This window comes from Amycolatopsis umgeniensis, from assembly GCF_014205155.1.
In the GTDB taxonomy this organism is placed as follows: domain Bacteria; phylum Actinomycetota; class Actinomycetes; order Mycobacteriales; family Pseudonocardiaceae; genus Amycolatopsis; species Amycolatopsis umgeniensis.
Genome location: NZ_JACHMX010000001.1, coordinates 5,573,912 through 5,593,371, shown reverse-complemented (window position 1 = coordinate 5,593,371; position 19,460 = coordinate 5,573,912). Strand labels below are relative to the sequence as shown.

The window sequence follows — 19,460 nt, the reverse complement described above, 5'->3', positions numbered from 1 at the left end:
CAGTGCTCGAGGTCGATCGCGAGCAGGTGCTGGCGTACCGGATCGCGGCGCACGGGCTGCACCGCGAGGAGACGGATCCGGCCGCGGCGGCCGTGTTCGACCTCGGCCTGCAGGATTCCGTGCGCGACACCGCCTTGCTGGGACTCGCGGCCCGGATCGACGGCGACATCACGCCCGGGGTCTGGGACGACGAGCGCTTCGTCCTCGCCTGGACGCATCGCGGCGCCCCGCATTTCCACCGTCGCGCGGAACTGGACGCGATCAGGGCGGCGCTCGTGCCGCTCGACGAGAAGGACGCGATGGCTCGCGTCCTCTGGCAGCGCAAGCAGGTCGAGGACGCCGGTATGTCCGCGACGGACGCGCTGTTCACCGCGGCGAAGGCGATCCGCGAGGTCGTCACCGGCGTGCAGACCAAGGGCACGGTGAGCGGCGCGATCACGAAACTCATCCCCGACGGTCTCTCGTACGCCTGCCGCGGCTGCGGTGTCGTGCACATCTACGAACAGTTGATGCGGGTCGCGTCGATCCACGCCGGGGTCCGGCTGGAACCGGGCGCGACACCGGCGACGTTGGCACCGCTGGAACAGCGCGGCAGGCTCAAAACCAAGCCGGACGCCAAAGCGGCCACGCGCGTCGTCGAGGGGTACCTGCGGATCAACGGTCCGGCCACCCCCGGTGACACCGCGACCTACGTCGGGACGACCCGCACCGGTGTCGACGCGATGTGGCCGGAAGACCTGGTCGAGGTCCGGATCGACGGCAAGAAGGCCTTCCTGCCGAAAGACCGGGTGCCGTCGCTGGAGAACCCGCCGGAGCCGGACGTGGTCCGCCTGCTGCCGCCGCTGGACCCGTTCGTCCAGGCGCGCGACCGTGCCGTGCTGGTGCCGGACAAGGCCAGGCAGAAGGAGGTCTGGAAGATCCTCGGGAGTCCCGGCGCGCTGCTGGCGGACGGCGAGATCGCCGGGGTCTGGCGGGCCAAGGCGAGCGGGAAGAAGCGGCTCGACCTCACCGTCACCCCGTTCGACGCGCTCCGCCCGGCCGTACGGAAGGCGGCTGAGGAGGAGGCCGCCCGCGTCGCCGCGGCACGGGAGTTCCCCGACCACCGCGTCACCTTCTCCTAACCCCCGCGTTTAGTCCTCTGGATGCGGTAGTTGCACGCGCAAGGACCGCATCCAGAGGACTAAATGCGGGGCGAGGCATCCTGGCCGGTGCCTGCCGCGGCGTGTGCTCCTTGGGAAGGCGTTGCGAAAGCCACTTTCGCAACCTTGAACGTTGCGAAAGTGGCTTTCGCAACGCGCAGGTGCGTCTCCGCCCGGAGCCCGCCCCCCTCGGCACGCCTCACCGCCATCTCGGGTGTCGCGAAAGCCACTTTCGGGACATCAGACGTCCCGAAAGTGGCTTTCGCGACATGTGCGGCACGCTCACCGGCCGGCACACCCCCACGCGTTTAGTCCTCTGAACGCGGAAAGATCATGGGTCGACGGCCAGGCGGTAGCCCCGTTTCACCACCGTCTGGACGAGTTTCGGGGCGCCCAGGGAGCTCCGCAGACGCCCGATGGCGGTTTCGACGGCGTGCTCTTCGCCGCCGTCGGGCAACGCGGAGATCAGCTCCCGCCGCGAGAACACCCGCCCCGGCGACTCCGCCAACGCCCGCAGCAGGGCCATCGGCGCGGGCGCGATGTCACACCACTGCCCGTCGACCACCGCCGCCTGCCCGCGCAGTTCGATGCTCCGCCCGCCAGCCGTCAGTCGCGACGAGCGAGCTCCGAGCTCGTCGGACACCGTCCGCGCCAAGGCCCCGATCCGCGAGCGCGCCGGCTGCACCGTCGGGATCCCGAGCGCGGCCAACGGCCCCGCGGTGATCGGCCCGACGCAGGCCACCACGACCCGCTTTTCCAGTGCCTGGACGATTCCCGGCAGCCGCCCGGTCCGCCTCGCCATCGCCAGCATGGACGCGGCTGCGGGCGCGCTGGTGAACGGCAGAGCGTGCACCGAGCCATCGAGGACGGCGTCCAGCAGCCGGTCCAGCGGGCCGGGGTCTGCCGGGCCGACCCAGCGGTACACCGGCACCTCGATCACGTCGGCGCCCGCCGCGCGAAGACTGTCCACAAAGTACGGAAGCGGTTCACCGTGCAGCTGCACCGCGATCCGCTGACCGTCCACACCGGATTCGAGCAGATGCCGCAGCACCTCGGCGTTGCTCTCCGAGGCGGGCGAGTAGTCCTCCGAGAGTCCGGCCGCGCGGATCGCACCCTTGGCCTTCGGGCCGCGCGCGAGCAGCGAAGACCGCCCGAGACCGGCCAGCAGTTCCTCCCCCACGCCCCAGTCCTCGGCCGCCTCGATCCAGCCGCGGAAGCCGATCCCGGTCGTCGCGACGACGGCGTCGACCCGGTCCTGAAGCAGGCGCATGGTGGCCGCCCGCAGTTCGGTGTCGTCGGCGAGCGGCACGATCCGGATCGCCGGGCCGTACCGCACGGTCGCACCCTTACGCACGAACAGCGCGCCGAGCTCGTCAGCCCGTCGCGCCGCCGTGATGCCGATGACGAATCCCGCCAGGGGAGGGACTTCTGTCACGGTGAAGCCTCGACCTCCACCACACCCCCGGAAACCCGCACTCCGTATGCGTCCACCGAGACCCCCTCGACGTCCAGACAGGCGCCGGTCCGCAGGTCGAACCGTTCCTTGTACACCGGCGAAGCCACCACCGGGACACCGCCGGCATCGCCGACGATCCCGCGCGAAAGCACCGCCGCACCGCTGATCGGGTCCATATTGGACAGTGCGTACCACCGGTCGCCGGGCAGCCGGAAGATCGCCACCTGGCTCCCGTCGTCGAGCAGGGCGGCGACACCGGACCATTCGGGGACGGCGCCCGCCGCGCAGACGGCGGTCCAGGTGCGCTCGATCGAAGTCGTCACTGTTTCACCTCCGGGATGCCCAGCAGTACGGGCACCTTCTGGTCACGTTCGGTGCGGAACGAGATCGTCGGATCCGGCGTGCCCGGCGCGTTGACGAACGAGCTGAACTTCGCCAGCTTCTCGGGATCTTCCAGCACCCCGCGCCATTCGTCGGCGTAGTCGCCGACGTGTTTGGCCATCGCCGCGTCGAGGTCCTCGCAGATACCGAGCTTGTCGTCGACGATGACCGCGCGCAGATGATCGAGACCGCCGTCCATCTCCTCGACCCACGGCGCGGTGCGCTGCAACCGGTCGGCCGTGCGGACGTAGAACATCAGGAACCGGTCGATCGTGCGGATCAGCGTCTCGGTGTCCACTTCGGACACCAGCAGATCGGCGTGCCGCGGGGTCGCGCCGCCGTTCCCGCCGACGTAGAGGTTCCAGCCCTTGTCGGTCGCGATGATCCCGAAGTCCTTGCTCCGCGCCTCGGCGCATTCCCGCGCGCAGCCGGAGACCGCGGACTTCAGCTTGTGCGGCGAGCGCAGGCCGCGGTAGCGCAGTTCGAGTTCGATCGCGAGTCCGACGCTGTCCTGCACGCCGTAGCGGCACCACGTCGAACCGACACAGGACTTCACCGTGCGCAACGACTTCCCGTACGCGTGCCCCGACTCGAACCCGGCGTCGACGAGCCGCCGCCAGATCAGCGGGAGCTGGTCGACGGTCGCGCCGAACAGGTCGATCCGCTGCCCGCCGGTGATCTTGGTGTACAGCCCGAAATCCATCGCCACCTGCGCGATCACCATGAGCTTCTCCGGGGTGACCTCGCCACCGGGGATCCGCGGCACCACCGAGTAGGTCCCGTTGCGCTGGAGGTTCGCCAGGAACTTGTCGTTGGTGTCCTGCAGCGTCGCCTGCTCGCCGGCGAGGATGTGCCCGTTGCCCAGCGTGGCCAGGATCGACGCGATCGCCGGTTTGCAGAGGGCGCAGCCGGTTCCGCTGCCGTAGCGATCGATCATCTCGCTGAACGTGCTGATCCGCGTGGCCTGCAGGATCTGGAACAGCTCCGCGCGCGACTGGCCGAAGTGCTCGCACAGCGCCTTCGACTGCTCGACGCCGCAAGCCGTCAGCAGCTTGCCCAGCAGCGGGACACACGATCCGCAAGCCGTACCCGCCCGCGTGCAGCCCTTGATCTTGGCGACCGAATCGCAACCCTGCTCGGTGATCGCATGCGTGATGGCGCCCTTGGACACCGCGTTGCACGAACAGATCTGCGCGGCGTCGGGCAGCGCGTCGACACCCACCGCCGCCCCGCCACCGGCCGGGGCGAGGATCGCGCCCGGCTCGGCGGGCAACGGCCCGCCGACCATCGCGCGCAACGTGTTGAACTCGCTCGCGTCGCCGACCAGCACCCCGCCGAGCAGCGTCTTCGAGTCGTCCGAGATCACGAGTTTCTTGTAGGTCCCGGCGACGGCGTCGTTGAACGCGACCTCCAGCGCACCCTCGGTCGCCGCGTGCGCGTCGCCGAAGCTGGCGACGTCGACACCCATGAGCTTGAGTTTCGTCGACATGTCCGGCTCGGGGAACGTGCCCTCGCCGCCGGTCAGCCGCGCCGCGACGATCTCCGCCATCGCGTAGCCGGGCGCGACGATGCCGTACATCTTGCCGTCCACGGCCGCGCATTCGCCGATCGCGTACACCGCCGGATCCGACGTCCGGCAGGAGTCGTCGACCAGGATGCCGCCCCGCGCGCCGACCTCCAGCCCGGACGAACGCGCGAGGTCGTCACGCGGCCGGATCCCGGCGGAGAACACGACCAGGTCGACGTCCAGCTCGGTTCCGTTGCCCAGCTTCGCGATGTAGCGAGAGCCGTCCGGCTCGATGGCGTCGGTCGACGTTCCTGTGTGGACGGTCACGTCGAGCTCGGTGATCAGGCGCCGCAGCAGACCGCCGCCGCCCTCGTCGACCTGAAGCGGCATCAGGCGCGGCGCCATCTCGACCACATGCGGCGAGAGACCCATGTCCCGCAACGCCTTCGCGGCCTCCAGACCGAGGAGCCCACCACCGATGACGACCGCGGACCGGCGACCGCGGCCGGGCCGCTGAGCGGCTTCCCGGATGGCGTCGAGATCCTCGATCGTCCGGTAGACGAAACAGCCGGGAAGATCGTGCCCCGGCACCGGCGGGACGAACGGCCGCGAACCGGTCGCGAGGACGAGCGCGTCATACGGCTGCTCGTACCCGGATTCGGTGACGACGACCTTGCGCTCCCGGTCCACCGAGGCCACCGCGTCGCCGAGCCGCAGCTCGACCTGCTCGTCCCCGGCGTAGTCGGCGCCTTCCAACGCCAGCGACGCCGGATCCCAAGTGTCCACATAGGACGTCAGCGCGACCCGGTCGTAGGCGGGGCGCGCCTCCTCGGCGAGCACCACGACCTGCCATTCGCCGGTCTTGTCCTCCGCGCGCACGGCCTCCACGAGCCGGTGCGCGACCATACCGTGTCCCGCGACGACGAGTTTCCGCATCAGACCTCCGCTCCGGCGAGCGCCAGACCTCGGGTGCTCGCCACCTCCGTCTGCTGTTTGCGCAGGTACACCGCCCAGGTGACGGTGAAGCACAGGCCGTAGAAGACGAGGAAGGCGATGAACGCCGGCACCCCGCTCTTGGTGTCCGCGAAGGACTGCCGGAAGGCCAGGTTGATGAACAGCCCGCCGAGCGCGCCGATCGCCCCGGCCAGCCCGATCAGCGCACCGGAAAGCCTGCGCGCCTTGAGCATTTCGAGCGCCTCGTCCGCGCCCTCGCTGATCGCGACCTTCGCCTTGGCCCGGAAGATCGCCGGGATCATCTTGTACGTCGAGCCGTTGCCGATCCCGGTGAGCACGAACAACACGATGAACGCGACGGTGAACAGCGCCAGCGAGTTCGACGTCGAAGCCAGGATCAGCACGACGGTCGCCGCGGCCATCCCGACGAACGTCACGAAGGTGACCTTGCCGCCGCCGATCCGGTCGGCCAGCCAGCCGCCCGTCGGACGGGAGAAGGAGCCGAGCAACGGGCCGAGGAAAGTCACCGCGGCCGCCTGCAGCGGCGTGCGGCCGAACTGGTTCTGCAGCACCAGGCCGAAGGCGAAGCTGTAGCCGATGAACGAACCGAACGTGCCGACGTAGAGGAACGACATCACCCAGGTGTGCGGATCCTTGACGACCTCGCGCATCGCCTTGGTGTCGCCCTTCATCGAGGCGAGGTTGTCCATGAAGAAGTACGCGCACGTCGCGGCGATGATGATCAGCGGGAGATAGATCGCGAGCACCAGCCGGGGCGCGGCCGCGCCGACGGTACCGATCACCAGCAGGCCGATCAGCTGGATCGCCGCCACACCGAGGTTCCCGCCGCCCGCGTTGAGCCCGAGCGCCCAGCCCTTGTGCTTCTCGGGATAGAACGCGTTGATGTTCGTCATCGAAGACGCGAAGTTCCCGCCACCGACCCCACCGAGCGCGGCGATCAGCAGGAACGTGCCGAGTGCGGTGCCCGGTTCCATCGCGATCGCGGCCAGCGCGGTGGGCGCCAACAGCAGCAACGCGCTGACGATCGTCCAGTTCCGGCCGCCGAACCTCGCGACGGCGAAGGTGTACAGGGGCCGCATGAGCGCGCCGACCACGGTCGGGGTCGAGACGAGCAGGAACTTGTCCGCGGCCGAGAAACCGTACTGCGGTCCCATGAACAGGACCATGACCGACCACAGTGTCCAGACGGAGAAGCCGATGTGTTCGGCCAGGACGGAGAACCAGAGGTTCCGCCGGGCGATCTTCTTCCCGGTCTCCTCCCAGAACCGCTCGTCTTCCGGATCCCAGTGCTCGATCCAGCGCTTGCCACGAGCGTGCATGAGGTCCTCCTTGGTGAATGCGTTCGGGTTCACTGCGCGGCCAGCCATTTCGCGACCCCGCCGACGGCGTCCTTGCAGCCACCGCAGCCGGTGGTCGCGCGGGTCGCCCCGGCGAGGGCGGGAACGTCGGTGGCACCGGCACGCCAGGCCTCGACGAGCCGCCCCTTGGTCACCGCGTTGCAGCGGCAGATGACCGCCGAAGCGGGCAGATCGGCCGGGCTCGACGCCGACGGCGCCCCGGCGGGCAACGAGCGTCCTAAAAGGACAGCCAGCCGGTCTTCGGGCACTGGCGTGCCCCGGTCGTAGAGTTGCGTGATCGTCGCGGCCGCGTCGGGCAGCCCGAGCAGGATCGCGCCCGCCACCCGGTTCTCGCGGACGACGAGCTTGCCGTAGCGGCAGCCCGCCGGGTCGCTGAACGTGAGCACCTCGGCGGTCGGGTCGTCCGCGCCGGTCATCGTCTCGCCGAGCGCGGTGAGGTCGATGCCGCGGGCCTTCAGCCGCGTCACCGCCTGGGTGCCGCGATAACGTGACGCGGATTTCGTCCCGGTGACCAGATCCGCGACGACGGCGGCCTGTTCCCACGCGGGTTGCACGAGCCCGCCGAAAGCGCCGGGATGCCGGGCGCAGTCGCCGATCGCGTGGATCCGGCCGTCGCTGGTGCGCAGGAGATCGTCGACGACGATGCCGCCGTCGACGGCCAGCCCGGCGTCCACGGCCAGTTTCGTCTCGGCGCGGACACCGGTCGAGACGACGATGAGGTCGGCGGGCACGTGCGTGCCGTCGTCGAGTTTGAGCCCGTCGCCGCTCACGTAGCGCGCGGCTCCGACACCGAGCCGGAAGTCGACGCCGAGTTCTTCGAGCTTCCTGGTCAGCACCCGCGCGGATTCCGCGTCCAGCTGCCGTTCCATGATGTGCGGCATCGGATGCACGACGGTGACGAGATTTCCGCGTCCGGCAAGGCCTCGCGCCGCCTCCAGGCCGAGCAACCCGCCGCCGAGCACGGCGACCGGGGCACCCAGTTTGGCGGCGTCGAGGATGCGGGCGCAGTCGTCGAGCGTGCGGAACGCGACCACGTCCGGCCCGGCTTCGAGCCCTTCGACCGGCGGCATCCACGGGTTGGCGCCGGTGGCGAGCACGAGCGCGTCGTAGTCCACAGTGGACCCGTCGTCGAGGTGCACCCGCCGTGCCGCGCGGTCGATCGCCGTCGCGGCGACCCCTCGGCGCAGATCGGCCCCGGTGCGGGTCGGCCACTCGTCGTCATGGAGCCGGACGACCTCGGGCCGCATGGTCCCGGCGACCACCGAAGACAGCAGCACCCGGTTGTAGGCGGCGTGCGTCTCCGCGCCGACGACGGTGAGCCGGACCCGTTCGCCGTCGGGATCGCGGCGGCGGATGTCGTCGGCCAGCCGGGCGCCCGCCATCCCGTAACCGGCGATGACCACCGAGCGGGGGCTCACGCGACGACCTCGGCCGGGGCGAGCGCGACCGCGCACACCTTGAACTCGGGCATCCGGCTCGTCGGGTCGAGCGCCGGATTGGTCAGCAGGTTCGCCCGGCCCTCGCCGGGGAAGTGGAACGGCAGGAACACCAGGTCCGGGCGCAGCGACGACACGCAACGGACCCGGGCGACGGTCTCCCCGCGCCGGGACCGCACGACCGCGAGGTCGCCCTCGGCCAGCCCCGCCCGGGCGGCGGTGTCGGGATGAACTTCCACGAAGGCCTCCGCCACGACGTCGTTCAGCTCCTTCACCAGCCGGGTCTGCGCCCCGGACTGGTAGTGCTGCAGGACCCGGCCGGTGGTGGCCTGCAAGGGGAATTCGGCGTCGGGCACCTCGGCCGGGCCGACGTGGTCCACCGGCACGAACCGCGCGCGGCCGTCCGGATGAGCGAAGGAGCCGAGGAACATCCGCGGTGTGCCGGGATGCGTTTCCGCCGGAACGGGCCAGTACAGGGCCTCGCCGTCACGGAGCCTTTCGTAGGTGATGCCCGAGTAGTCGGCGACACCACCTTTGGACGCGCGGCGAAGCTCGGTGAAGACGGTCTCCGCGTCGGTGGGGAACCGGCCGTCGGGCTGGCCGAGCCGCCGGGCGAGTTCAGAGAGCACGTACAGATCGGTCTTCACGCCGGACGGCGGGTCGATGGCCTTGCGCCGCAGCAGGACACGGCCCTCGAGATTGGTCATCGTGCCGTCCTCTTCGGCCCACTGGGTGACCGGCAGGACGACGTCGGCCATTGCCGCGGTCTCCGAAAGGACGAGGTCCGAGACCACCAGGAAGTCCAAAGAGGACACTTTTTCCTGGATCTTCCCCGCCCCGGGCGACGAAACGACGAGGTTGCTGCCGAACACCATCAGCGCGCTCGGCCCGTCGTCGGTGCCGAGCGCCTCCAGCAGCTCGACGGCCGAACGGCCCGGCCCCGGCAGGGATTCCGTCGGCACACCCCAGACTCCGGCGACGTACTCGCGGGCGGCGGGGTCGTCGATCTTGCGGTAGCCGGGCAGCTGGTCGGCCTTCTGCCCGTGCTCGCGGCCGCCTTGCCCATTGCCCTGGCCGGTCAGGCAGCCGAATCCGGACCCCTTGCGCCCCGGCAGGCCGAGCGCGAGCGAAAGATTGATCCAGGCGTTGACCATCGCCGTGCCGTTGGCGTGCTGTTCCGTGCCGCGTGCGGTGAGGACGTAGGCGTTGCGGGCCGAGGCGAGTTTGGCGGCGACGCGACGCTGATCCGCGGCCGAGACCCCGGTGATCTGCTCGACGCGCTCCGGCCACCACGCCGCGACCGAGCGCCACAGTTCCTCGAAGCCGTTCGTGCGTGCGTCCACATAGGACTGGTCGAGCAGGCCGTCGGCGACGACGGCGTGCAGGATCCCCTGCGCGAGCGCGAGATCGGTGCCGGGCGGAGGCGCGAGGTGCAGTCCGGCGAGTTCGGCGGTCGGGGTGCGGCGAGGGTCGACGACGATCAGGTCCGCGCGCTTGAGATGCTGGGTGAACGGCGGCATCGTCTCGGCCGGGTTCGCGCCGATCAGCAGGACGGCGTCGGCGTCGGCGAGATCCGTGACCGGGAACGGCATCCCGCGGTCGGCGCCGAACGCCTTGATCCCGGCGGCGGCCGCGGAAGACATGCAGAACCGGCCGTTGTAGTCGATCTGCGAGGTGCCCAGCGCGACCCGCGCGAACTTCCCCAGCAGATAGGCCTTTTCGTTGGTGAGCCCGCCGCCACCGAAGACGGCGACCGAGTCGGCGCCCTTGGCCGCGCGGATTTCGGTGAGCCGCCGCGCGACCAGGTCGAGCGCCTGCTCCCAGCTCGCGGGCCGGAGTTCGCCGTCGACCCTGATCAACGGAGTCGTCAGCCGGGAAGGCGAGGTGAGTAGCTCCCCCGACGTCCACCCCTTCTGACACAGGCCGCCGGCGTTGACCGGGAAGTCGCGCGGGGTGACCCGGGCGCCGTCGAGGCTCATCCCGCACTGCAGGGCGCAGTACGGGCAGTGCGTGTCCACCGCGGTTCGGGCGGGAGCGGCGAGCGGCACGGGCACCTCCTCCAGGCGTCGATTGCGCTTGAAGGTAGGTAGGCCGTGTTACCTGGAAACTCCTGAATGTTTCAGGCGTTTGACATTGCCCCCGGCCGACGGACGTCACACCGTGAGGTGGAGCGGGGACTGAAGGGGCCCTTCAGCAGCTATAAACCGCGTGTATAGACGGTGCGTATACACACTGTGTATAGTCGCCCGCATGTCCATCGGGAACACCCTGCTCGGCCTGCTCGAAGCCGGCCCCAAGCACGGTTACGACCTCAAACAGCTCTACGACAAGCAGTTCCGCCAGGACCGCCCACTGCACTACGGGCAGGTCTACTCGACGCTGAACCGGCTCCTGAAGAACGGTCTCGTCGAGGAGAACGGCGTCGAAGCGGGCGGCGGCCCGGACCGGAAGCGGTACGCGATCACCGAAGCCGGCGTCACCAACGTCGAAGAATGGCTGAAAAGTCCGGAAAATCCCTCGGTTTACCTGCAGAACACGCTCTACACCAAGGTCGTGCTCGCGATCCTGTCCGGCCGGGGCGCCCACGATCTGCTCGACGCCCAGCGCGGCTCCCACCTCCGCGCCATGCGCGAGCTCACCGCCCGCAAAACCGGCGGCGACCTCGCCGACCAGCTCATCTGCGATCACGCGCTGTTCCACCTGGAGGCGGACCTGCGGTGGCTGGAGCTCACCGCCGCCCGCCTCGACGATCTCGCGCGCCAGCTGGCGCGCTGAAACCCTGGGGACCACTAAGTGGAAACACCGTTGTTACAAGGCTTGGGCCTGCACAAGGCTTTCGGCCCCGATCAGGCGCTGGCCGGGGCCGGGCTGACACTCGAAGCCGGCGAGATCGTCGCGATCATGGGTCCGTCGGGCTCGGGGAAGTCGACGCTGCTGCACTGCCTTTCCGGCATCGTGCGGCCCGACAGAGGACAGGTGCTGTACCGCGGCCGCGAGCTCGCGAGCATGTCCGACGCCGAACGCAGTGCCTTGCGACGTACCGAGTTCGGCTTCGTCTTCCAGTTCGGGCAGCTCGTGCCGGAGCTGACCTGTCTGGAGAACGTCGCGCTGCCACTGCGTTTGGGCGGCATCAAGCGCCGTCCCGCCGAGCGGCTCGCGCGCGACTGGCTCGACCGGCTGGAAGTCGGCGACTCCGACGACAGCTTGCCCGGCCAGGTGTCGGGCGGGCAGAGCCAGCGGGTCGCCATGGCCAGGGCGCTGATCACCGAACCGTCGGTGATCTTCGCCGACGAACCCACGGGCGCGCTGGACACGCTCAGCGGCGAGCTCGTCATGCGCCTGCTTTCCGAGACGGCGAAGCAGACGAACGCCGCCATCGTCCTGGTCACCCACGAACCGCGGGTGGCCGCCTACTCGGACCGGGAGATCATCGTGCGTGACGGCCGGACTCGTGAACCGGTGGTGACCCGATGACCGGGCGCGAAGACCTGTTGCTGGGGTTCCGGCTGGCCGTCGGGGGCGGCCGGGGCTCGATCGTCAGGCTCGTCCTGAGCGCCGCGGGAATCGGGCTCGCGGTGGCGATCCTGCTGATCGGCGCCTCCGCGGGCACCATCAAGGAGAACCGGGACCAGCGGGCGTTCGACTCGTACGTGCGGAGCGAACCGATCCCTGACGTCGCCCCGCTGTTCTACAACTCGACGACGACCGACTTCCGCGGTCAGGCGATCGCGCTCGTCCATCTGCGGCCGACCGGCCCGAATTCGCCGCTCCCACCGGGTGTGGACCGGCTGCCGTCGCCGGGTGAGGTCTTCCTCTCGCCGAAGCTGGACGAACTCGTCGCGTCCGACACGAGCGGCCTGCTGCGACCTCGTCTGCCAGGCAAGCCCGCCGGGCTCATCGCGGCGGGGACCACGCTCAATCCGAACGACCTGATCGCCTACGTCGGCACGGACACCATGCAGAACGGAACCACGATCTACGGGTTCGGCGCCGAACCCGCCTACCACGACGTGCTCGAAAACGGGATCCTGATGCTCCTGCTGATCGGGCTCTTCGTCCTGCTCACGCCGGTGTTCATCTTCATCGGGACGATCTCCCGGCTCGGCGGCGCCGCCCGGGACCGGCGGCTCGCCGCGGTGCGGCTGGCGGGCTCGTCCGCCCGGCAGCTGCGCCGGATCACCGCGGCGGAATCGCTCGTGAGCGCCGCGGCCGGGCTCGTCGTCGGCGCCGCGTTGTTCCTGCTCTTCCGCGGCGCCGTGACGAACTTCCAGGTGCTCCGCTTCGGGCTCTACCCGAAGGACCTCACACCGTCGTGGCCGCTGGTGGTGCTGATCGTGCTCGTCGTCCCCGCGCTGGCCGTGGTGACGGCGTGGTTCGCCCAGCGGCACACGATCGTCGAACCGCTCGGCGTCGTCCGCGAGACCGCGCCGCCGAAGCGCCGGTTGTGGTGGCGACCGCTACCGATCCTCGTGGGAATCGCCTTGGTGGTACCGAATTTCGGTATGGCGAGCGAGCTGGGCCGCGCGGCGCCGATCGCCGGGGCGGTACTGCTGATGCTCGGGATCCCGGCGATGCTGCCATGGCTGCTGGAACGCGCCGTGTCCCGGATCAAGGGCGGGCCGCCGTCGTTCCAGCTCGCGATCCGCCGTCTGCAGAGCGACAGTGGGACCCCGTCGCGGGTGGTCGCGGGCGTCTGCATGGTGCTCGCCGGGGCGATCGGGTTGCAGAGCCTGATGGCGGGCCAGGCGGTGGAGCAGGGCGGGTACCAGGACACGATGGCAGGCCGGATGATCGTCCACGCGGAGGGCCCGATGGCCGATCAGGCGGTGGCCGCGGCGCGAGCGGTACCGGGTTCGGCCGACTTTCAGTCCATGCGCTCGATGTACTTCGACCTGAGCGGTGCTCTCGTCTCGTTCGGTGTCGCCGACTGCCCCACGATCGAAGCGTCGACGGGGGCGACGGGCTGCCACGACGGCGACGTGTTCGCCGAGGCCCCGTCGTTCCACAAAGGACAGTCGGTGACGCTCACCGACATGGCCAAGCGGCAACAGTCCTGGACCGTTCCGGTCACGCCTCGGACACTCGCCCCGAAGCCGTCGGGAATCGCCGGATATCTCGGGGTGCACGTGCTCGCGACACCGGCCGCGATGACGGGCGTCGACCTGTCCGCCGCCTCGATCTCGGTGAGCCTGCGTGACGGGACCGCGAACCCGGACTTCGTCGAACTGGTGCGGAACTCGGTCGCCCCGTTCGGCTGGCAGGCGTCCGTGACGGCGTACAACCAGAAGCGGATCACCGACGAGGCCCAGAGGATCGGGGACGCGCGGAACATCCTGCTCGGTGGCGCGCTGTTCGTCCTGCTGCTGGCCGGGGTGTGCCTGCTCGTGCTCGCCCAGGAGCAGGTCCGGGAGCGGCGGCGGGCCCTCGGCGCGCTGTCCGCCACCGGCGTCCCGGTGCGCGTGATCCTGCGGTCCTTGCTGTGGCAGAACGGGATTCCGCTGCTGCTGGGGATCGTGATCGCGACGGGGATCGGGATCGGCATCGCCGCGGTGGGCAAGCGGATGTTCTGGAAGGCGCTGTACGTCGACTGGGCCGCGGTCGGGGTGCTCGCCGCGGCGACGATCGCGGTGGTGCTGCTGGTGACGGCGTCGACGTGGCCGCTCGTGCGCTCGGCGGCGAAGACGGAAAGCCTTCGCGCCGAGTGAGCCGTCCGTGAAGGCCTCCTTCTCAGGGGGCCTTCACGGATTCACAGCACGGCGCTGACGTCGCGGGCGGCGGCGCGGAGGCCGTCGTGAGCCGCTCGCGTCGACCGCGGGTCGAGGGCGTTGGCGGCCAGGCGGAAGAGGACGGCCCGCAGGAGAAGCTGGGGCCATTGCGGGAGATGCGCCCAGCGTTCGAGCAGATCGATGGTGGCGCCGCCCCAGGCCAGCGCGTCGACCGCGACGATCGCGGCACCCCATTCACCCGGCCGGTAGTACGGCACGAAATCGACGATGCCGGGCGCCTCGTCGGCGTCGAACAGCACACCGGCGAGAAGTTCGCCGTGCACGACCTGGTCCGGCAGGTTGACCGGTCTTCGGGAACCGGCCAGCACCTCGAACCAGCGGCCGCCCTTGTTCTCGTCGAGGGACATGTCCGCCTCGCCCCACGCGAGTTTGTCGGCCAAGGCCTCGATGTCGGTGCGCCGCCCCAGGAAGTCCGGCCGCGGCAACCCCGCCGTCGCGCGGTGCAGCTTGACCGCCGTGTGCACGACCTCGTCGTACCGGTGCTCGGCCGTACCGGACACGAACCGGTTCGCCGACCAGCCGCCGACCACCCACCGGCCGTCACTGGACCGGACCGGCTTCGCGACCCGCAGCCCGGGCTCGTCCACGGCTTCCAGCGCCCGGGCCGTCCACAGGGTCCGCGACTTGTCCACGACCGGCTTCAGCACGAGATCGGCGTAGCGCCAGGCGCCGGTGCCGGGCATCGGCTCCGCGTCACCGTCACGTCCGCCGAACGCCGAACAGACGTGTTCCGGAGGGCTTTCTAGGGTGGCACGCACGGCACGGGACGTTACCTCGTGAGCCGTTCCACGAACGAGAAGACGCGCTGGTCATCGAGTAGCGATACTCAAGACAGGATCACTCCTGACCTGCCGTTCTTCCACCGTTGCCGCCCGATGTGCCTGGGGCAAGTCCGTGAAGGCCTCCTTGAGGGACTCTGGGTCCCTCAAGGAGGCCTTCACGGATCGCCATCGTCGTAAGAGAGCAAGGGACCTTTGCTAGCGTTCGTTAGCGCACTAACTGACGACAGCAAAGGTCCCTTGCTCTCTTTCCGCTGGTCAGCGGCGGCAAACCTCAGTAGGTCGGCAGGCTCTGGTCGATCTGCCGCGCCCAAGCCAGTACGCCGCCACCGAGGTGCGTCGCGTCCTTGAACCCGGCCTGATGCAGCGCCGCGAGCGCCTCCGCCGAACGCGCGCCCGACTTGCAGTGCAGCACGATCGGCTTGTCCTGCGGCAGTTCCGCCAGCGCCTCGCCCGAGAGAATCCGGTCCTTCGGGATCAGCGTCGCGCCCTTGATGTTGACGATCTCGTACTCATGCGGCTCGCGGACGTCGATGAGGGCGAACTTGTCGCCGTTGTCGAACTTGGCCTTGAGCTCGGCCGGAGTGATCGTGCTGCCGGCGGCGGCCGAAGCGGCCTCGTCGGACACGACACCGCAGAACGCTTCGTAGTCGATGAGTTCGGTGATCTTCGGGGTCTCCGGATCCTTGCGGATCTTGACCTCGCGATACTTCATCTCCAGCGCGTCGTAGCTGACGAGCCTGCCCAGCAGCGGCTCACCGATGCCGGTGATGAGCTTGATCGCCTCGTTGACCATGATCGAGCCGATCGACGCGCACAGCACGCCCAGCACGCCACCCTCGGCGCACGACGGGACCATGCCGGGCGGCGGCGGCTCGGGGTAGAGGTCGCGGTAGTTGAGGCCCTTGCCGTTCGGCGCGTCCTCCCAGAACACGCTCGCCTGTCCCTCGAACCGGTAGATCGAGCCCCACACGTAGGGCTTGCCGGTGAGCACGGCGGCGTCGTTGACCAGGTATCGCGTGGCGAAGTTGTCGGTGCCGTCGAGGATCAGGTCGTACTGCTCGAACAGCTCCAGCGCGTTCGACGACTCGAGCCTGTCGGTGTGCAGGTGCACCTTCACGAAGGGGTTGATCTCGGCGATCGACTCCTGCGCCGACGCGGCCTTGAGCTTGCCGATATCGGACTGGCCGTGGATGACCTGGCGGTGCAGATTCGATTCGTCGACCTCGTCGAAGTCGACGATGCCGAGCGTGCCGACCCCGGCCGCGGCGAGGTACAGCAGCGCGGGGCTACCGAGGCCACCGGCGCCGATGACCAGCACCTTGGCGTTCTTCAACCGCTTCTGCCCGGTCACCCCGACGTCCGGGATGATCAGGTGACGGCTGTACCGGGCCACCTCTTCCTTGGTGAGCTCGGCGGCCGGCTCGACGAGCGGCGGCAGCGTGCCTGACATCGGGTCCTCCATCTCGCGTGGATCGCGGGTCGCATCCCAGTATCTACAACACCGACAGGCGGAAACGACTTCCCCTGTTTCATATCCTGGGAAATTCCAGCAGATGGGACAGCGAGACTAAGGTGTCTGATTCGGCCAGGAACCCGGCTTGCAGACGAGGCCGTCCGCGGGCACCCGGCCGCGGTCACCGCCGGGGAGATTGTTCAGCTGCGCCACGAAGTCGTTGGAGACGCCGAACGTCTGCTGCATCATGACCGGCGCGATCCCGCCGTTCACCTTGCAGCCCACGTGCTTTCCGCCCAGGGCGTGCCCGACCTCGTGGTTGATGGCGTACTGGCGATACCCGACCATGTCGCTCTCGAAGGCCATCGCCCCCCGCACCCAGCGGGCGAGGTTGATCACCACGCGCTTGTCGAAGCTCGAGCGGTAGCACGACGTCTCGTAGGTGATCTGGAACATGCAGACGTCCGCGCGATGCGTCGTGTTCGGTGTGGTGAGGCTCACCCGGAAGCTCGGGTTCGGGAAACTCGCGTCCACGCGCTGGAGCGCCTTCTTGCCGTCCCACGTCCAGCTCTTGGGATTGGACAGGGTGCCCTCCACCATCGTGGCGAAGCTGTCGTCACCGCCGTAGCTGGCCGGATCGATGCCGTCCTCGACCTCGACCGTGTAGGTGTACAGCTGCCCCGTGCCCACCTTTTCGCCCTTGCCCGGCACGGCGTGATAGGTGCCCTTGCCGGACTCGGTGAAAGGCTCGCCCTTGGGCAGGTCGGCGGTCGGGATCTTGAGGTCGACCGGTTTGGCCGGGTTCTCCGGGAGGACGTCGCCACCCCCGTCGACACCGGCACCGGTCTCGCCGCCGTCACCACCCGAACCGTCGGCCGAAGCGAGGCTCGTCCCGTCGGAGGCGATCGGCTCGGCCGGGCCGGTGGCGGTGTTGAACACGACCAGCGCGGTGATCACCACGAGGATCGGCAGCGCGTACACGCGCCAGCCGTAGGTCTTGGCGAAGTGGCCGATGCCGCCCTTGCTCTTGCGCTTGCCCGTCTTGGCGCCGGGCTCGTGCGGCTTCCAGGACGCGCTGAGCGGCTGGGCGCTGGTCCGGCGGCCGCCCGGGCGGTAGCGATCTTCGTCGAGCCGCTGCGACGGCGGCGGCGACGGCCGGTACTGGCCGGTGCGCGGAACGTCCGAGGTCCGGGGCTGGGCGCGTGGCGAACGGCGGGCGGGTGCGGAGTACTGAGACCGCCGACCTTCGCCCTGCGCGCCTTGCTTAACCCGATCCACGGGCACCAGGGTGCCATAACCGAACTGTGATGTTGTGAGCGACCGGCGCATGGTGCGGCGTGTCCCGCCCACCCGAATGGACTACCAGGCGCCCGATTCGACCGATTCCCACATCCCCAAAACGGCCTTCGCTACGACATTCGGGCGTTCCATCTGCGCCACATGGCCGGTTCGAGGGAGAACGAGCAACCGGGCGTGCGGAATCAGCCGAGCGGTGCGTTCCGCGCGCCGGACGGAGATCACCCGGTCGTGCTGACCCCAGACGACGAGTGTCGGCGTGGCGACCGTCGGCGCGACGGCCCACAGCGACGCGGGTCCGCGCGCGGACCACGTCCGGAAGATGCCGAACGTGCTGCGGGCCAGCGCCGGGGCGGCCCAGGCGAAAGCGGCACGGGCGCTGTGCTCCTCCTCGAGTTCGTCCAGCCTGCTTTCGGCGAAGCGGCCTGGATCGGCGAAGCACAGCTTGATGACCTGCATGGCGCGTTCCCGCGGGCCGAGCGCGGCCAGCTGACGGCGCACCCGCGGGCCGACCAGCGGCAGGTACGCGAACGCCATCCGCGGATCGGACAGCCGCTTCATGCTGGGACGAAGATCCGGCATCGCGGGCGAGATCAGCGTCAGCGTCTTCACCAACTCCGGACGGCGGGCCGCGACGAGCAGCGCGACAGCGCCGCCCATCGAGTTGCCGAGCAGGTGCACTGGGCCGGCTTCGAGGCTCTCGATATGGCTCGCGACGATCTCGGCGTGCGCGTCGAGGCTGAAGCTGAAGCCGTCAGGCGGTTCCGAATAGCCGAAACCCGGCAAATCGACCGAGGTGCCGCTCGCTTGGGGCGCCAGGAGCGTGGCGAGGTCGGTCCAGTTCGTGGACGAGCCGCCGAGCCCGTGGACGTACACCGCCGTCCCGGGGCCGCCCGGTGTCCGGCGGATGTGTAATTTCACCCCGCCGACACCTATTGTTTCACCGGGCCAAGGTGGCGGCGCGGGGTCCAGCGACGGCAATGACCTGCGTGACAGCGGCACGTGGGTCAGCGGCGGACGGTCCCGGGCGGCACGGGAAACTGGAGACGACACAGCACCAGGATGCCCGACCCTTGGCGGTCCGGCCGTACCGGCGAGTAATCTCGGGTTCACTTCACGCGGCGGTGACCCCGCCCGCGGAGCCCGCTCGACTGCGCTGATGCGTTCTCGGCGGAGACGAGTGCCTCGAACTGGAGGAACGATGACAGAAATGGCGCGACTGCAGGCCCGGGGCGTCCGCCTGCCCAGAACGGAACGCCGCGCCCAGCTGCTGGCCGCCGCGCAGCGGGTGTTCGCCGCGAACGGCTACCACGCCGCCGCGATGGACGAGATCGCCGAAGAGGCCGGGGTCAGCAAGCCGGTCCTCTACCAGCACTTCCCCGGCAAGCTCGATCTCTACATCGCGCTGCTGGAGAGCCACGTCGACGAATTGGTCAGGCGGGTCAAGGAGGCGCTCGACTCCACGACGGACAACAAGCAGCGCGTCCCGGCGACCGTCGGCGCGTTCTTCGACTTCGTCGACAACGACGCCGGCGCGTTCCGCATGGTCTTCGAGTCCGATCTGCGCGGCGAGCCCGCCGTGCAGGAGGCGGTGGACCGCGCGACGTCGGCCAGCGTCGACGCGATCACCGAGACCATCACCGCCGACGCGGGCCTCGACGAGGACAAGGCGCGGCTCCTCGCCGTCGGCCTCGTGGGTCTCTCGCAGGTCAGCGCCCGGTTCTGGCTGGCGCACCACAAGTCGATGAGCAAGGAAGAGGCCGTCGCGCTCACCGCCAACCTCGCGTGGCGGGGCATCGGCGGTGGTTTCCCGCTGCAGCACTGACCCGCGTTTCGTCCTCTCGATGCGGTACTTGCACGCGCAAGGACCGCATCGAGAGGACTAAACGCG

15 protein-coding genes are annotated in these 19,460 nt (G+C 69.6%); 5 read left to right on the top strand and 10 right to left on the bottom strand.

The window, feature by feature from the left end; all coding sequences use genetic code 11:
* The first annotated feature begins 2 nt into the window (after positions 1 to 2).
* Complete coding sequence (locus tag HDA45_RS26655) at positions 3 to 1,121, top strand: DNA glycosylase AlkZ-like family protein (protein WP_184899778.1); 1,119 nt, start codon at positions 3 to 5, stop codon at positions 1,119 to 1,121.
* A 349-nt stretch (positions 1,122 to 1,470) separates the two neighbouring features.
* Here HDA45_RS26655 and HDA45_RS26650 read toward each other — a convergent pair whose 3' ends face one another.
* From HDA45_RS26650 to HDA45_RS26625, 6 genes are read right to left on the bottom strand one after another with little or no spacing between them, the layout of a single operon-like run.
* The gene (locus HDA45_RS26650) at positions 1,471 to 2,574 is read right to left on the bottom strand and encodes a uroporphyrinogen-III synthase (protein ID WP_184899775.1); all 1,104 of its coding nucleotides are present in this window, start codon (positions 2,572 to 2,574) and stop codon (positions 1,471 to 1,473) included.
* Positions 2,571 to 2,918, bottom strand: coding sequence for a nitrite reductase small subunit NirD (nirD, locus tag HDA45_RS26645; protein WP_184899773.1), 348 nt, complete (start codon positions 2,916 to 2,918; stop codon positions 2,571 to 2,573). Before nirD ends, HDA45_RS26650 begins: the two co-directional genes overlap by 4 nt.
* Positions 2,915 to 5,419 carry a nitrite reductase large subunit NirB gene (nirB, locus tag HDA45_RS26640; protein ID WP_184899771.1) on the bottom strand — a complete coding sequence of 835 codons (2,505 nt, stop codon included), beginning with the start codon at positions 5,417 to 5,419 and terminating at the stop codon, positions 2,915 to 2,917. Before nirB ends, nirD begins: the two co-directional genes overlap by 4 nt.
* A complete protein-coding gene (locus HDA45_RS26635) occupies positions 5,419 to 6,777 on the bottom strand; it encodes a nitrate/nitrite transporter (RefSeq protein WP_184899769.1) in 1,359 nt (452 codons plus the stop codon). Before HDA45_RS26635 ends, nirB begins: the two co-directional genes overlap by 1 nt.
* Positions 6,778 to 6,806: 29 nt before the next feature.
* Positions 6,807 to 8,234 (bottom strand): FAD-dependent oxidoreductase, encoded by a 1,428-nt coding sequence (locus HDA45_RS26630; RefSeq protein ID WP_184899767.1) that lies wholly within the window; start codon positions 8,232 to 8,234, stop codon positions 6,807 to 6,809.
* Positions 8,231 to 10,300: a molybdopterin-dependent oxidoreductase gene (locus tag HDA45_RS26625; protein ID WP_184899765.1), complete on the bottom strand. Its 2,070-nt coding sequence runs from the start codon at positions 10,298 to 10,300 to the stop codon at positions 8,231 to 8,233. Before HDA45_RS26625 ends, HDA45_RS26630 begins: the two co-directional genes overlap by 4 nt.
* A gap of 202 nt (positions 10,301 to 10,502) precedes the next feature.
* On the opposite strand from HDA45_RS26625, the gene HDA45_RS26620 reads away from it, so the two are divergent.
* From HDA45_RS26620 to HDA45_RS26610, 3 genes are read left to right on the top strand one after another with little or no spacing between them, the layout of a single operon-like run.
* Entirely contained in the window at positions 10,503 to 11,027 is a 525-nt protein-coding gene (locus tag HDA45_RS26620; protein WP_184899763.1) for a PadR family transcriptional regulator, read from the top strand.
* A gap of 18 nt (positions 11,028 to 11,045) precedes the next feature.
* On the top strand, positions 11,046 to 11,726 hold the full coding sequence (locus HDA45_RS26615; RefSeq protein ID WP_184899761.1) for an ATP-binding cassette domain-containing protein: 681 nt from the start codon (positions 11,046 to 11,048) through the stop codon (positions 11,724 to 11,726).
* Positions 11,723 to 13,957: an FtsX-like permease family protein gene (locus HDA45_RS26610; RefSeq protein WP_184899759.1), complete on the top strand. Its 2,235-nt coding sequence runs from the start codon at positions 11,723 to 11,725 to the stop codon at positions 13,955 to 13,957. The genes HDA45_RS26615 and HDA45_RS26610 overlap by 4 nt, the downstream gene beginning before the upstream one ends.
* A 41-nt stretch (positions 13,958 to 13,998) precedes the next feature.
* On the opposite strand, the gene HDA45_RS26605 is transcribed toward HDA45_RS26610, so the two are convergent.
* From HDA45_RS26605 to HDA45_RS26590, 4 genes are all read right to left on the bottom strand, one after another.
* Positions 13,999 to 14,796 carry a TIGR02569 family protein gene (locus HDA45_RS26605; RefSeq protein WP_184899757.1) on the bottom strand — a complete coding sequence of 266 codons (798 nt, stop codon included), beginning with the start codon at positions 14,794 to 14,796 and terminating at the stop codon, positions 13,999 to 14,001.
* A 295-nt stretch (positions 14,797 to 15,091) separates the two neighbouring features.
* Positions 15,092 to 16,270: an adenylyltransferase/sulfurtransferase MoeZ gene (moeZ, locus tag HDA45_RS26600; protein WP_184899755.1), complete on the bottom strand. Its 1,179-nt coding sequence runs from the start codon at positions 16,268 to 16,270 to the stop codon at positions 15,092 to 15,094.
* Between the two features lie 117 nt (positions 16,271 to 16,387).
* Positions 16,388 to 17,551 (bottom strand): DUF3152 domain-containing protein, encoded by a 1,164-nt coding sequence (locus HDA45_RS26595; RefSeq protein WP_343072155.1) that lies wholly within the window; start codon positions 17,549 to 17,551, stop codon positions 16,388 to 16,390.
* Between the two features lie 81 nt (positions 17,552 to 17,632).
* Entirely contained in the window at positions 17,633 to 18,490 is an 858-nt protein-coding gene (locus HDA45_RS26590; RefSeq protein ID WP_184899753.1) for an alpha/beta fold hydrolase, read from the bottom strand.
* Between the two features lie 280 nt (positions 18,491 to 18,770).
* Here HDA45_RS26590 and HDA45_RS26585 point away from each other — a divergent pair, with 280 nt between their 5' ends.
* Entirely contained in the window at positions 18,771 to 19,394 is a 624-nt protein-coding gene (locus tag HDA45_RS26585; protein ID WP_184899751.1) for a TetR/AcrR family transcriptional regulator, read from the top strand.
* The last annotated feature ends 66 nt before the right edge of the window (positions 19,395 to 19,460 follow it).